Annotated in this window: 13 protein-coding genes and 1 pseudogene; all 14 read left to right on the forward strand. The window is 61.8% G+C overall.

Features of this window, described 5'->3' with window-relative positions:
- Window positions 1-81 precede the first annotated feature (81 nt).
- Window positions 82-2394, forward strand: coding sequence for a TonB-dependent siderophore receptor (locus G369_RS0134395; RefSeq protein WP_080647984.1), 2313 nt, complete (start codon window positions 82-84; stop codon window positions 2392-2394).
- Between the two features lies 1 nt (window position 2395).
- Window positions 2396-2917 carry a hypothetical protein gene (locus G369_RS0134400; protein ID WP_244164429.1) on the forward strand — a complete coding sequence of 174 codons (522 nt, stop codon included), beginning with the start codon at window positions 2396-2398 and terminating at the stop codon, window positions 2915-2917.
- Window positions 2908-3294, forward strand: coding sequence for a hypothetical protein (locus G369_RS0134405; RefSeq protein WP_019658617.1), 387 nt, complete (start codon window positions 2908-2910; stop codon window positions 3292-3294). Before G369_RS0134400 ends, G369_RS0134405 begins: the two co-directional genes overlap by 10 nt.
- 567 nt (window positions 3295-3861) lie before the next feature.
- Window positions 3862-4392 carry a sigma-70 family RNA polymerase sigma factor gene (locus tag G369_RS0134410; RefSeq protein WP_019658618.1) on the forward strand — a complete coding sequence of 177 codons (531 nt, stop codon included), beginning with the start codon at window positions 3862-3864 and terminating at the stop codon, window positions 4390-4392.
- Window positions 4371-5369: a FecR domain-containing protein gene (locus tag G369_RS0134415; RefSeq protein ID WP_157773873.1), complete on the forward strand. Its 999-nt coding sequence runs from the start codon at window positions 4371-4373 to the stop codon at window positions 5367-5369. The genes G369_RS0134410 and G369_RS0134415 overlap by 22 nt, the downstream gene beginning before the upstream one ends.
- Before the next feature lie 225 nt (window positions 5370-5594).
- On the forward strand, window positions 5595-8024 hold the full coding sequence (locus tag G369_RS0134420; RefSeq protein WP_020723465.1) for a TonB-dependent siderophore receptor: 2430 nt from the start codon (window positions 5595-5597) through the stop codon (window positions 8022-8024).
- A gap of 99 nt (window positions 8025-8123) precedes the next feature.
- Window positions 8124-9194 carry a PepSY-associated TM helix domain-containing protein gene (locus G369_RS36840; protein ID WP_099047503.1) on the forward strand — a complete coding sequence of 357 codons (1071 nt, stop codon included), beginning with the start codon at window positions 8124-8126 and terminating at the stop codon, window positions 9192-9194.
- A 310-nt stretch (window positions 9195-9504) separates the two neighbouring features.
- Window positions 9505-10515, forward strand: coding sequence for an AraC family transcriptional regulator (locus G369_RS0134430; RefSeq protein ID WP_019658623.1), 1011 nt, complete (start codon window positions 9505-9507; stop codon window positions 10513-10515).
- A gap of 124 nt (window positions 10516-10639) precedes the next feature.
- Window positions 10640-11065: a hypothetical protein gene (locus tag G369_RS36845; RefSeq protein ID WP_019658624.1), complete on the forward strand. Its 426-nt coding sequence runs from the start codon at window positions 10640-10642 to the stop codon at window positions 11063-11065.
- A 176-nt stretch (window positions 11066-11241) separates the two neighbouring features.
- A complete protein-coding gene (locus G369_RS0134440) occupies window positions 11242-11865 on the forward strand; it encodes an START domain-containing protein (RefSeq protein WP_019658625.1) in 624 nt (207 codons plus the stop codon).
- A 212-nt stretch (window positions 11866-12077) separates the two neighbouring features.
- The gene (locus G369_RS0134445; protein ID WP_019658626.1) at window positions 12078-12932 is read left to right on the forward strand and encodes an oxidoreductase; all 855 of its coding nucleotides are present in this window, start codon (window positions 12078-12080) and stop codon (window positions 12930-12932) included.
- Window positions 12933-13024: 92 nt separating this feature from the next.
- Window positions 13025-13873 (forward strand): SDR family NAD(P)-dependent oxidoreductase, encoded by an 849-nt coding sequence (locus G369_RS0134450; RefSeq protein WP_019658627.1) that lies wholly within the window; start codon window positions 13025-13027, stop codon window positions 13871-13873.
- 9 nt (window positions 13874-13882) lie between these two features.
- Entirely contained in the window at window positions 13883-14458 is a 576-nt protein-coding gene (locus tag G369_RS0134455) for a class I SAM-dependent methyltransferase (RefSeq protein ID WP_019658628.1), read from the forward strand.
- A 342-nt stretch (window positions 14459-14800) separates the two neighbouring features.
- Window positions 14801-14926: pseudogene (locus G369_RS39650) on the forward strand (integrase); the annotation flags it as partial.

Here is a 14926-nt window from a genome sequence, read left to right on the forward strand (position 1 = left end):
TAACAATCTGGCCCAGTTTCGCCATCGATCCTTTTGTCCTCATCGTTAAATACGGCATCTAAATGCAAATGAGTCTTGTTGATGTCCGTCTTCAGAACTGCTGGAAAGCCCCGTTGGCCCGTCGATGTGCGCACAGAGGGCGCCGCCCATCCTCATCTGAATGTGCTTTGCAAGCCCGCTCAGAGGAGTTCGTCCCGCACCGTGCTGGGCTCGGCAGTCGCGGCGGCGGTTTTCATTGGCGCGCAGGGCTCATCCGCCGCTGAGCCAGGGCAGATCCAAACCAAGCCGGGGGGAACGTCTCAGGATGAGACAGCCTTGCCGGCCATTACCGTGACGGGCCGCATGGATGCGGCGACGACCGAAAGTACTGGCTCCTACACCACGGGCCAAACCGCAGCGGCGACGCACCTGCCGCTGTCCCTGCAGGAGACACCGCAGGCGGTGACGGTGATTACGCGCCAGCGCATGGACGATCAGCAGTTGAATTCCGTGCAGAGCGTGCTGGAGAACACGACAGGCGTTTCGGCGTATCAGTCCGACAGCGAACGAACGAGTTTCTACTCACGCGGTTTCTTGATCAACAACGTTCAGTACGACGGCATACCTACCGACGTCGGCAACATCGTCAACGGAAGCGGCATCGGTTCCGTAGATACCGCGTTCTACGATCGTGTCGAGGTAGTGCGCGGCGGCTCCGGTTTGCTGACCGGCACTGGTAATCCCTCGGCCGCAATCAACCTGGTGCGCAAACGACCGACCCGTGACTTCTCGGCGTCTGCCTCGCTCGGTGCCGGGAGTTGGGACACCTACCGGGGCATGGCCGACATCTCCACGCCGTTGACCGGGGACGGCCGCATCCGCGCGCGCATGGTAGGAACTTACCAGGACGGGCACTCGTACGTCGACGGCTACAAGCCGCAGAGGAAGTCGTTCTACGGCATCGTCGAGGCAGATCTGACGCCAGACACGACGGTGAGCCTGGGCTATGACTACCAGGACATCACGCCGAAGGGCTCCACCTGGGGAGGGTTGCCGCTATGGTTCAGCGACGGCACGCAGGCGGAATACTCGCGCTCCAGGAACTACGCGCAGGACTGGAGCCATTGGAACAACACCCTCAAGACGGCGTTCGCTGAGATCGAGCACCGCTTCGACAACGGCTGGAAACTCCGAGCCGTCGCCAACCAATACCGTACTGGATACGATGCCGAACTGCTCGGTCTGATCGGCCGCCCCGATCGCGCCACGGGACTGGGCTCCTACCCCTACGGTGCTTATCCGGTAGCGCTGGCATCCGAAGGTCGCAGCCGTCAAAACACCTTCGATGTGATGGCGAGCGGTCCGTTCGAACTGCTTGGCCGTCAGCACGACTTGGTGGTAGGGGCGACGAGTTCGCGCCGCACGGTTAGCCAAGAGGATATCGCTCCGTTCTATCCAGGCTTTGCGCCTGTGAATGTCTATGAACTGAGCCCAGCCTTTCCCCGCCCCAACTTCGACGCCATGGCTTCGATACCGACCCGCACACGAATCAAGCAGCGCGGTGTCTTTGGCGCAGCCCGGTTCTCGCTGGCAGAGCCTCTGAAACTCGTCGTCGGCGGCCGCTTCAGCAACTACGAAATCGACGACGACGTCGGTGGCTCGTCGTTGCACTACAAAAAAAGCGGTGAATTCACTCCGTATGCGGGCCTGATCTACGACATCGACAAGACCTATTCGGCCTATGTGAGCTACACGGGCATATTCAATCCGCAAACTGACTATCGGGACAGCAAGGGCAACGTGCTCACGCCGTCGAAGGGAAAGACCAAGGAAATCGGCCTCAAGGGCGCGTATGTGGATGGGGGTCTGAACGCGTCGGTTGCTTTGTTCGAGACCGAGCTGGACAACGCGGCGCAGATGATTGCAGGCACCTATACGCCGGGAGGCGCCCAAGCCTATAGAGGTGCTGATGGAACGAAGTCGCGCGGAATCGAACTGGACTTGCAGGGCGAGCTGGCGCGTGGCTGGAACATCTACGCAGGCATCACCCATTTCACTGCGCAAGATGGCAATGGCGTCCGCTTGAATTCGCAAATACCTCGGACCACGGTCCAGCTTTTCACTATCTACCAGCTGCCCGGCGAGTGGAGCAAGTTGACGCTAGGCGGAGGCGTCCGATGGCAAAGCCGCTTCTACCAGGCGCCCAACACGGGAACCAGTTCGCTCGGCGGAGAACAGGGATCCTATGCCTTGGGGTCGCTCGTGGCGCGTTACGCCTTCACCGAAAAGATGAACGTCGCCGTCAACATCAACAACGTGTTCGACAAGAAATACGCGCTACAGAAGGGCGATTTCGACACCGTGAGTTATGGCGCACCGCGCAACGTGATGGTGACGCTGAACTACAGGTATTGATTTGTTCGCAGCCGATGCTTCAGGCCTTGGGATCGCAGACACACAGCCATTGATGATCGAGAAAGCTCCGATGCTCCTTCAATCCCCCCTACGCCACGACCAGGACTTGGCCACGAACAATCCGAACAAGATCGCCTTGTGCTGGTTGACGACAGCCGCTGGTGCCGTGCTTTTTGTCGCCTTCCAGTTGTTCTTTTACGTGAACGACTTCGTGAGAGCACAGGGAGCGCAACCGGCGATCACATTCGAGCCAGGAGTACTGTGGGTGTTTCCCGCGATCTATGGCTGTTGGATCGTCACGGTGCTTCTCGCGCTGATCGGAACCCGTAAGGCCCAGTGGGCTGCGCTGGTCCTCGGCAGCCTGCTCGTCGTCCTGAATACCCTCGGTGGAATCTCCGACGGATTGCGCGACGGTTGGCACATTGCCTTTTCGGCAGTGTTCTTCATCACGTTGCCCGGTGTCTCCGCGATCGCGGTCACCTGGCGTCGCATTAAAAGCAAAGGAAACAGCAAATGTCGATGAACAGTTCTGACTTCCCCTTGGTCTGGATGAGCCTTACCCAAGAAGTCGGTCATGACCACCAGAAGGACTTCGACGAATTCGAAGCAAATTTGCAGCGCGGGGAGCCATTCGTTATCTTGACCGACACCGTGCCTGCCGAAGACCACGAGCACTCGCCGGAACAGAAGAAGCGTACCGCGCTCTGGATGAAAAAGCACAAGGCCGAATTGCGCAGGTTGGTTCTGGCAATGATCCTGGTCGAACCCAATTCGGCAAAACGTCTTGGATTGAAGGCATTTGCGGTGCTTTTTGCCAAGTTCTGGGGCCACCCTCTACTTCTTGCTACTTCACGTGAGCATGCGATAGAGATGGCGAGAGAATTGCTCTCAAAGGGCTGAAACTCACCCCACTGATGACCCGCGCCGCGTCCGATCTGCCACAAAACTCTGTCACGTCGCACCGTTGCAACGGGGTCCTGCCCTGACCGTTCCTCGTCGGTACCAGGGTGAACCCCGTGCCGTCATCGCGCACCGCAGAGCGTCCACTGTCTACACGACACTACGCCGATACACGCCAGCACGCGCTGACGACGTCAGCGGCCATCCTTGTGGGCGCATCTTAGAGATTGGCTCATTGTTTTCCAGGTTTCGAAGTTCGCGGAATGTCACATGGACCCGCAGGCATCCGTATCGCAAGTGCACGGTGAAGTTGTCTTGATTCCCTGAGAGTCGTCAAGCAGCGCGTCCGCGATGACTTATGTGGACGCAATGGATGATGTGGTGCAAGTAGGCGACCCGTCGCAAGCACAGCGTGCCGGCGTCCGGATGCTTCTGCCGCGGCAATCGCGAGGCTTTACAAGCTGAATGCGGACGTGGTGCACCAGGCGGCACCCGCCTCTTTCTCTTGCATCGATATAATGAGAACAATTCTCATTTTTGGGTAAGCCATGTCATGGTGATCGCTCCATGCCCATCGCACTCTCATCCTCTGAAACAGTTGAGCACAACGGCCTAGAGCAGCTCTACCGCGATCACCACGGGTGGCTGCAGTCATTGCTGCAGCGCAAGCTGGGTGATGTCCAGCATGCGGCAGATCTGGCGCAGGATGCGTTCATGGCGTTCATGCGCCCCCGTACAGCCACGGTGGCGCCAGGGGGCCTGCGCGAGCCCAGGGCCTATCTGCGTGCAGTGGCGCATGGGTTGCTGGTGGACCATTTCCGTCGGCAGACACTGGAGCGCGCCTATCTGGAAGCGCTGGCGCATCAGCCGGAACCCTTGGCCTGTTCACCCGAAGACCGCCACATGGTGCTGCAGGCGCTGCAGCGCATCGACAAGATGCTGGACGCACTGGGTGCGCGTGCGCGCGAGGTGTTCCTGCTATCGCAGCTGGAATGCCTTACCTACGATGACATCGCGCGCCGCATGAACATCTCTGTACGCACCGTCAAGCGCGACATGCAGTCAGGATTCGCGCTTTGCATCGCGGCAATGATGTGAACGCGCACGCACGCGAGGACACGCAGCGGACCCTGCTGGCCCAGGAAGCAGCACACTGGATGGTGCTGCAGCACGCTGGCGAGCTGGATGAGAGCCATCTGCGCGCCTTGAAGCTTTGGCGTGATCGCAGTCCCGAGCACGAACGAGCTTGGCAGGCTGCGCAGGAACTGCGCCTGCTTTTGGCGCAGGTGCCACAGGACGTGGGTCTCAAAACGCTGAGCGCTGCAGGCCGCGCAAGGCGCCAAGCGGTTCGTGGTGTGCTTACCGCGACCTTAGCCACACCCCTCGCATGGTGGATGTGGCACACCATCGGTCGCGAATGGGCAGCCGAATACCGCACCGCCGTGGGCGAGCGCCGCACCGAAACGTTGGCTGACGGTAGCCGTATCTGGCTCAACACGGGCAGCGCCGTCAACGTGCGGTTCACCGCCACCGAGCGCGCGTTGGAGCTGGTCGCCGGTGAAGTCCTGGTGGAGACGGTGCATTCCGATCTGCCATTGCCTCCACTGGAAGTAGTGGTGAATGCGGGCCGTGTGCGTGCATTGGGTACACGCTTCTTGGTGAGAGAACTGCGAGAAGCGCGCTGGCGCGTGGCCGTTCTGCAGCATGCAGTGCGTATCCGGCCAGCTCGTTCGGACGCCAGCCAGGCGGTGGAATTGCACGCTGGCATGCAGACCGATTTCGATGCGCACCGTGCAGGTGGCACACGGGCTGCGGATGACAACGCCGCCGCCTGGCGTGATGGTGTGTTGGTGGCGCGCGATATGCGGCTGGTCGATTTGACGGCGGAAATCGCCCGCTATCGCCGGGGCTTTCTAGGCTGCGCGCCGGAAGTGGCGAACCTGCGCATCTCTGGCGTGTTCCAGCTCGACGATACAGACCGCACACTGCGAGCGCTTGCGGAATCCCTTTCCCTCGCGATTCGCGAACGCACCCGGTATTGGGTCACGCTGACTGCGAGGTCGCAAGGCACCTGAAAACAGGCGCCTCTCCCATCGCCAGGTGGGTTTCCTGCATGACCGATTTTGTCGGCAAGACGTTGAACCTGCCGCCTCAACGGGAAGACGGGATCTGAAGTGAGGCGTCGCGGCCGCTGACGTATCTCTTGGCAGACTTGCATGGCCCCTTTCCGGAGCTGCTTCGACAAGGGAATGAAGCGCTGATTTTTAAAGCGCGTCGCCAATCCCTGAAGCAACGTTCTCATGCATACCTCACCGCGTAAGGCTTCGGCCCATGCCCCCGTTCGCCTGAAGCAGGCTTTCAACACCATTTCACTGTCCGCTGCGCTATGCGCGTTGTCCAGCCTTAGCGCGGCAGCGCAGACGGCGGTCGCACCGGCACAAAGTGCCGCCCAGGATACGGCGCAGGCATTCAACCTACCCGCCGGTCCGCTTGACGCTGCGCTCTATGCCTTTGCCACCCAGTCCGGAATCACGCTCAGCTTCGAGCGCGCGCTGGTGGAGGGCCTCAGCACGGCAGGTCTTCAAGGCCGTTTCGACACCGAGCATGGCCTGGCGACGCTGCTGGGCAACACCGGCCTTAAGGCGGTGCGTGGTGTCAGCGGCGCATGGCAGCTGCAGCGCATGGCTCAGCCCGCCCTGGCGCACGGCGACGCCTACACCCTGAAAACCGTTGTGGTGCAGGGGAGTGCCGAAGCAAGCGCTACTACTGAGGGAACGGGCAGCTACGCACCGCGTCAAGTGACCGTCGGTACCAAGATCCCCGTGCCGTGGAAGGAGGTGCCTGCGTCAGTCTCCGTGGTCACACGCCAGCAGATTGAAGACCAGAACCTAATGACCGTAGAAGACGCGCTGCGTCAAGTGGTGGGTGTGACAACGTTTCCGTATGGCGACGGCACGGCTTACTTTCAGGCGCGTGGCTACCAGTCGGACGTGCAATATGACGGCATTCCCGCCAACAACGGCCTACAGTATCTCAGCCAGTTCGATCTGGCCATGTACGACCGTATCGAAGTGCTGCGTGGTCCTGCTGGCGTGTTGCAGGGCGCAGGCAGTCCTGCCGGCACGGTGAATATGGTGCGTAAGCGTCCTACCGCAGAGCCCAGCATGGGAGGCACGCTGTCGGCTGGGTCATGGGGCCGCGGCCGCTCGGAGTTGGACATCTCTCGTCCACTCAACGAGAGCGGCAGCGTGCGCGGACGCGTCGTGTTGGCCGGCCAGAGCTATGGCACTTTTCTGGACAAGGGTCGTGACCGCAGCCTCATGGGCTACGGTGTGATCGAAGCCGATCTCACGCCGGACACATTGCTCACCCTCTCGGCCACAGCACAGAAAAGACATGACCGCGGCATCGACTACGGCGTGGGCGTCCATGCGGACGGCTCATTTGTTCGCCTGCCTCGTTCCACTTTCTTCGGCACGGACTGGAGCGGCGCTGATAACACCACCAGGGAGTACTTTGCCGAGCTGAGCCACCGCTTCAACAGCAACTGGCAAGCCAAGGTGGTATATCTCGACCGGAGCGTAGACGGGAACTCACGCTATGGCTACGTGAACCCCGGCCCGGGCTTCAACTATCACTCCCGCTACACACTACAGGCGCAGGACGGCGACACGCTCTGGCGCGGTCTCGATGCCAACATCTCGGGCAAGTTCGATCTGGCGGGCATGAAACACGAAGTCGTGCTTGGCTTCAACCAGGCCTGGCGCCGCCAGACCTCGCTCAGCGGCAATGTGCAGATCCCTGACGTGGACCTGCGCAACATCCAAGTGCCGGAACGGCCTATCCCATTCAAGTTTGGGTCCAATAGCCGCAGTGAGCAGTCCGGCATCTACGGCCAGTTGCGTACGCACCTCACCGATCGGCTGACCCTGACGTTGGGCGGGCGGCTCAGCCGTTATGAGAGCCGTTCTCAGAACATCCTTCCCACGGTCGGCCAGTGGCAGAAGGATCCGGGCGTTGGCACTCAGTTCACACCGCAGGTCGGCTTGGTGTATGACGTACAGCCGAACATCTCTGTATACGGCAGCTATACGGAAATTTTCCAGCCGCAGACGCAACTTGCGTTGGGCAATGCAGCACTCAAGCCTCGCGAGGGCAAGCAATTCGAAGTTGGTTCCAAGGGCGTGTTCCTGAACGGGCAACTGAACGCCTCGATTGCCGCCTTCCAGATCAATGATGAAAACCGCGCCATCGCTGATCCAAACAACCCGACCTTTTATGTGGCAAGCGGCAAGGTGCGCAGCCAAGGCTGGGAAGTGGAAGTGGCCGGCCGCATCCGTCCGGGCTGGGACATCTATGCCGGTTACACCCGCCTTCTCACCCGCTACATCGACGACCCCACTCAACTCGGCGCCATCTACTCGGCCGAGGAGCCGCGCAACAGCTTCAAGCTGTGGACGCGCTACGAGTTCCAAAACAAAGACCTGCGGGGCTGGTTCCTGGGCGCGGGTGTGCGTGCACAGAGCACCACCAACCGTGGCGCGGATCCACAGCGCGGCTACGCGGTGTTCGATGCGCAAGTGGGCTACCGCATCAACAGGAATCTGCTCGCCACCGTCAACGTGAACAACCTCTTCGACAAGGCTTACTACGCCCGCGTTCCCTCACGCTTCTACAGCGTTTGGGGCGAGCCGCGCAATGTCATGGTCACTCTTCGTGCCAGCTATTGATGCTGGTAGACAGTAAGGCCTGACCACGTGGCTACGATAACCGCCAAAGCGCTTCAACGCTGGTCCTGGATCCACAAGGTCTCCAGTCTGATCTGCACAATGACCATGCTGCTGGTGTGCCTCACCGGCTTTCCCCTCGTGTTCTCGGACGAGATCGATGACTGGCTTCATCCTGTGCCCCAGGAAGTGGCCGGGCGGAGCCGCGTGGACATCGACACCATTGTGGCCGATGCACTGCGCCGCCATCCGGGTGGGTGGCCCGAATATGTGGTGCGCGATGATGAAGCGCCGGTCGTTCTCATCGGCATGAAAAGCTCGCTGGAGGCCGCGGGCAGCCGCGTGCGCAAGCTGCGTTATGACGCCTACAGCGGCGAACTCATCGGCCAGGCGGCGGCTGCCGGTGAAGGCCGATTCGGCATCGGTATGCTCATGCAGATCATGCGCGGACTGCACACCGACCTGTTCGCGGGCCTCGCTGGCGGCATCTTCATGGGTGTCATGGCGTTGCTCTTCATTCTGGCGAATGTCTCCGGACTGCTGCTGTACGCACCCTTCATGAAGGGCCGCAGGTTCGGTACCGTGCGCCGGGAGCGCAGCGCGCGCATCGCCTGGCTGGATCTGCACAACCTTCTCGGCATAGTGCTGCTTGCCTGGGCATTGCTGGTGGGCGTGACAGGCGCCTTCAACCAATTCTCCAAGCCTTTGTTCTCCCAATGGACGGCCACTCAGGTGCGACCGCTGGCGCTGCGGCTGAGCGCCGATGCTCCGGATGGACCACCGATCCCGGGCCATTGGGCTTCGCTCAACGCTGCCATCCACATCGCCGAAAAGGCCCTGCCGGGAACCCATGTGAGCACCATGCTCATGCCCGGCAGCCAGTACGGCAGCGCGCATCATTATCTGGTCTGGGCCGCGGGCGATACGCCGCTCACCTCGCGCATGTTGCAGCCCATCCTGGTGGATGCCCGCACGGGGACGCTCAGCGCCATCGTCCACATGCCATGGTATCTGCGCACGCTGGAGCTCTCGCGCCCACTGCATTTCGGTGACTATGGGGGCCTGCCGCTGAAGCTGCTGTGGGCGATGCTGGATGGCGTCACTGTCATCGTGTTGAGCAGCGGCCTGTGGCTCTGGAGGGACAGGGCGCGGCGCGCGAGTATGAAACGGTGATCCGCGCCGCGCCGCGCGGCTTCGGTGGTCTCGCCCCCGAACGCCAAATGTCTAGCGAGCTGTGCCAGTGCATCACGTCGTAGGTCGATGCCCTTGGGCGTGGACCAAGGAGCGCACCTTGAGTACGGGAGGAGCCGAGCCGATCTTGTCTTCATGGGCCAGCGTGAGAAGTTTTCCCTCGTGGGGATCCGGTGGCTCGGTTTGCAGGTCGATTGGCGCGGATTGCTAGCTCGTTGATGTCGCCTGGTGCCTAAACTTCCGGCTATGTTTCGCAGCGCATTTCCTGCTCGCGAACGCTGGAAGGAGTCTTATGCCGACCACCCAAAACTTCTCCTTGAACATCGGATGGCGCGCACTGATGAGCGATCTGAACGTGCGACCTGAGCTCGTGCTGCGACGCGCAGGCTTGCCCGAGGACCTCTTCTTTCGCAAGGAGAAGAGCCTGTCGACGCCCGAGTATTTCCGCTTCTGGCAGGCCCTCGAGACCGAGGCTGCAGATCCGGTCTTCGCCCTGCGCGTCGTGGAGGCGGTTTCGGCTGAATCTTTCGATCCGCCCATCTTCGCCGCCTTGTGCAGCGCCAATCTCATGCAGGCTGTGCAGCGCCTGGCGAAGTACAAGCAGCTTGTGGCGCCGATGACCCTCGAGATCGAAGTCGGGAAGAACGGCGACCTGACGCTGTCGCCGCGATGGCTGTCGATGCAGGCCGACGTGCCCCCATCACTGCAGGTCGCCGAGATCGCGTTCTTCGTTCGATTGGCGCAACTTGCCACACGAGAGCCGATCAAGGCGAAGCGCGTCGCACTGCCGGTGCTTCCCACCGCATCGCATGGCAAGCGGTATGAGGCGTATTTCGGCACGCCCCTCAAGCGCGGCCCGCATCCCAGCATCACCTTTGCGGCCGCCGATGCACTCCGTCCGTTTCTGACGCTCAACGAGGGGATGTGGCACGTCTTCGAGCCCGACTTGCGCAGACGCCTTAGCGAACTCGACGCCACGGCAACCACGGCGGACCGGGTCAAGGCCCTGCTGCTGGAGCTGCTGCCGAGCAACACCGCAACCATCGACGTAGTCGCCAATCGCTTGGCCGTGAGCAAGCGGACGCTGCAGCGCCGTCTGGAGGACGAAGGAGAGAACTTCCGAACGCTTGTGAACAGCACACGGGAGCAATTGGCACGGCACTATCTCGCCAACACATCTTTGTCTGGTGGAGAGATCGCGTTCCTTCTCGGGTTTGAAGATCCGAACTCCTTCTATCGCGCCTTCCTGGAATGGACTGGGCAGACCGCGGACACAGCGCGTCACGCCATGCGCTTGAACTAGGGGCTTCGCGAGATGAGAGGTCAATGCAAGAAAGGGCGATGCGGCCACGTCCAGTCCTGCAACGGTGCATCGAAGGGTTCTGCTCGCAGGTGCAACCGGGCTGGTCGGCACGTAGATCCTGAAGTTGCTCCTGGACGACGATTCCGTCGCTGAAGTTCATGTGCTGGGTCGCCGGACCTTGGCAACCCAGCACCCCAAGCTCCGTTTCCGGATCGTGGATTTCCGGCACCACTGCCACGGGCCGCGCTATCCATCCGGCTCAGTGCTCTCCATGTGGCTGAAGGTCAGCCAAGCACAGAGTTGCCTGTTGGCCGCAGCTGAACTGGTCGAGGCGGATGTGGTGATCGCTCCTTCCATCGCACCTGCGGGAATCGACGATGCCCAGGGGAGGGAGAACGCGCGGCGGCTGGGTTACGAGGCTGCACGCGCAGCGATTCCGATTCTGAGAGCCTGCCTGAATCGCCTCGTGCGGCCGGATGCGAGCACTCAGGAACACCGCCGCATTCATGTCATGCGGTGGCTCGAATTATGGACCGAAGGCGCCCGATGATGTCCGGCTCAGAGACGGTGCTTCCGCGCGGGTGTGTCGCGGCGCAACTGCAACGATAGGCCCGCTTCGCTCGCACCTGGCATCGTTGGCATTCGCATTGGCACTTTCTGCCGGTGGCCGCATTCGAGGACTTTCCTAAGGTGGAGGTCCTTCCATCCGAATGAAGTCAACCCGACATGAACATGAAAAGTACTTCCCTGGTCGCGGCAGCAGCCCTCGGTCTTCTGGCTGGCCAGACATCCTTTGCGCAAGAGGCCTGGTCACTCGCGAAGGAGGCCGACGGCATCAAGGTCTACGTGCGCGAGGTGCCCGATTCCTCCTTGCGCGAGTTCCGCGGCGAGGTTCAACTGAAGACCAGCACAGACCGCGTCGTCCAGACCTTGAAGGATGCGAGCGCCTTTAAAAAGTGGATGCCCGACGTGGTGGTCTCCGACCTCCTGAGGTCGACATCCACGGAGCAATATCACTACCTGGAGAACAAGGCGCCGTGGCCTGTCTCCCCGCGCGATGGTGCGTACCATTTCACCTACTCGCGCACCTCTGAGGCCAACAGGGAGGTCATCACCGTGAGGGTCGAGGCCGTCCCCAACTATGTGCCGCAGCGCAAAGGCAGAGTCCGAATCCCCAAGGCCGACGGCCATTGGAAGCTGGTGCCGACCGCCGACGGGGTCAGCGTCTCCTATCAGATTCACGCATCGCCCGGTGGCGCAATTCCCGAGTGGCTGGCCAATCGTGCGGCCGTCGAGACGCCATTCGACACGCTCAAGGCACTGCGCAGCTATCTGCAAGCGGCCAACTGAACCGAAACGGCAAGCAGGAAGCGGAAGCCGTGGCCTCAGCCAAAGCATTGTTGGCCGGCCGTCGTTGCGCGATGCATTCCGTGTCGCACTTTGCAGGCTTCATGGCGTCTCTGGCTAGATCGCTGGCGCAGGCTCCTTCCTAAAGTTCATTCCATCGAAAGCGTGTTGGAGACGACACGCCGAAACCAAGCTCCAGCAAAGGACGGATCGACATGGAATCATCAAAAGTTGCCCTCGTGACAGGCGCCTCTTCCGGTATCGGCGAGGCCACCGCGCTCAAGCTCTATGCGCTCGGCTACACGGTGTATGCCGCCGCCCGCCGCGTCGACCGGATGCGGCCCCTCGCCGACGTCGGCATCCGGGTTCTGCAGATGGACGTCACCGACGATGCGTCGATGCGCCGCGGCGTGCAGGAGATCGTTGCCCAGTCCGGAATGATCGACGTGCTCGTCAACAACGCAGGCTATGGCTCCTACGGCGCCGTTGAAGACGTTCCCATCGAAGAGGCTCGTGCGCAGTTCGACGTCAACGTGTTCGGTGCGGTTCGCCTGACCCAGCTGGTGTTGCCACACATGCGCCGGCGGCGCTCGGGAACCATCGTCAACATCACATCGATGGGCGGCAAGATCTACACCCCGCTCGGCGCCTGGTATCACGGCACCAAGTTCGCGCTCGAGGCGATCAGCGACTGCCTGCGCATGGAGGTCCAGCCCTTCGGGATCGACGTCGTGGTGATTGAGCCCGGGGGCATCAAGACCGAATGGGCAGACATTGCCGCCGACAAGCTTCGCGAGGTCTCGGGCAAAGGCGCGTACGCGGGCCAGGCCAAGGCGATGGCGCTCTCGATGGTCGGAGAGGCCAGCCGCAAGCGCCAGTCGCCTCCTCAGCTGATCGCCGACACCATCGCGAAGGCCGTCTCCGCCCGGAAGCCGCGTACCCGCTACGCGGTTGGCTTTGGTGCGAAGCCGATGATCTTCCTGCGCGGCCTGATGTCCGATCGCATCTTCGATGGCTTCATGCGCATGGCCACCGGGATCTCCCGCCAGGCCGCTGCGAGCAGTTCCTAAGCAATCTCCGCGCGAGAGGCTGCGGCACCAGCTCGATCGCCGCACGCGCTCTTTCATCTTTCATATCCCCGTCTTTGACAGAAGGAAAAGCAATGTCTGAAAAGATCTGGTTCATCACCGGCGCAGCACGCGGACTCGGTCGCATATGGGCCGAAGCGGCCCTCGAACGAGGCGACAAGGTTGCCGCGACGGCAAGGGACGTGATCTCGCTTGGCGGACTTGTCGAGCGATTCGGCGACCGCGTCCTGCCGCTCGCGCTGGACGTGACCAACGCCCAGCAGGTCGCCGATGCGGTGGGTCGCGCCCACGAGCACTTCGGCCGGCTCGACGTCGTTCTGAACAACGCTGGCTATGCGCTGGTCGGGGCCATCGAAGAGGCGAAGACCGAGGAAGTGAAGGCCGAATTCGAGACCAACTTCTTCGGCGCGCTGCGGGTCATCCAGGCCGTCCTTCCGCTCCTGCGCAGGCAGGGTACCGGTCACATCCTCGGCGTGTCCAGTGTGGCCGGCCTGGTCGCCGGCCCCATGACCGGCTTCTATAACGCGTCCAAGTGGGCCCTGGAAGCCCTGCACGACAGCCTGGCACAGGAAGTCGCAGCTTTCGGGATCAAGGTGACGCTCATCGAGCCGGGGGCCTACGCAACCGACTTCGCAAGCCCTTCATCGTTCAGGCTTTCGCAGAGCACCGAGGCCTATGCGACGTTGAGGCAGCAGGTGTTTGCGCACAGCGGCGATATTGACTTCGGCGAGCCCAGGGCGACTGCGGACGCGGTGCTGCAGGTTGTCGACGCAGCCTATCCGCCGCTCCGGTTCTTCCTCGGCACGGAAGGCATGCCGGCCGTGCGTGCCGCGTACGCCGCCCGCCTGGTCGAATGGGAACAATGGGCATCCGTGTCGACCGCGGCTCAGGGCAAGGCCACGCGTCGGACTATCGCAGCGTGAGGCCGGGCCATGCAGAGCGACATCGCCGTCTTCTTGCGTTCATGGCTCGCCTCGCCCTTGAAAGTCGGCGCCATCGCGCCGTCGGGCAGGGCGCTGGCACGAATGATGACGCGCAGCGTTGGCCCGGCGACAGGTCATGTGGTCGAACTCGGTCCTGGCACCGGCGTTTTCACGCAAAGCCTGTTATCACGTGGCGTGCGCGAGCAGGACCTGACACTGATCGAGTTCAACGAGGACTTCGCCCTTCGCCTTCGACGGCGATTTCCCAAGGCCAGAGTGATCTGCACCAGTGCTGCGAACATAGGCGGCGTGGACTTCAAACGAGGGGCTTCCGTGGGGGCAGTGCTCAGTGGACTGCCGTTGCTGAGCATGCCCGCTTCGACGGTCTCGGCGATATTGCGGGGGTCTTTCGACCACCTGAGGCAGGACGGCGATTTTTTCCAGTTCACCTATGCCTGCCGCAATCCCGTCGATGATCAGACATTGGACAGACTCGGACTGCAAGCGAGCTTGGTCGGCAGCACGTGGGTGAATCTGCCGCCTGCATCGGTCTATGGCTTTCGCAGGTCGGAAGGACCCGGGTAGCGAGCGTGCTCCACGGAAAAGAAGCTTAGGGTTGACCTGGATGAGGGCGGCATGTACGTGGAGGTGGTGCGCCTGGGCCGTCGCGTGTGCGGTAAACCGATTTGTTGGACGGGGTCAGGGATCGATGGAGGCTTGCTTCGGACGAGGATTGCTCTTGATTGCTGACCGCGCCTGCAGTTTGGAGCGACCGCTTTTCGGCGTGGCGATAGACGGCAAAGGGCCCAAGGACTAAACCGCTCGCGCGGTAGCCCGCCGCAATGGCCGCGGTGCGGATAGGCATTGCGCCCCTGTCTATGTTGAGAACCGAGGCAATCGGCCTCGTTCTTCGACAGGAGCACGATCATGACCCCTTCCACACCGGCGGTTTCACCACTGCGCCAGCGCTTGCTCGACGACATGCGCATGCGCAAGCTCGGCCCCAAGACGCAATCTGCCTACATCCGTGCCGTGCGCTACCTCGCGAGCTTC

Origin of the sequence: Variovorax atrisoli 110B (assembly GCF_000382045.1) — a bacterium.
GTDB classification, from domain to species: Bacteria; Pseudomonadota; Gammaproteobacteria; order Burkholderiales; family Burkholderiaceae_C; genus Variovorax; species Variovorax atrisoli.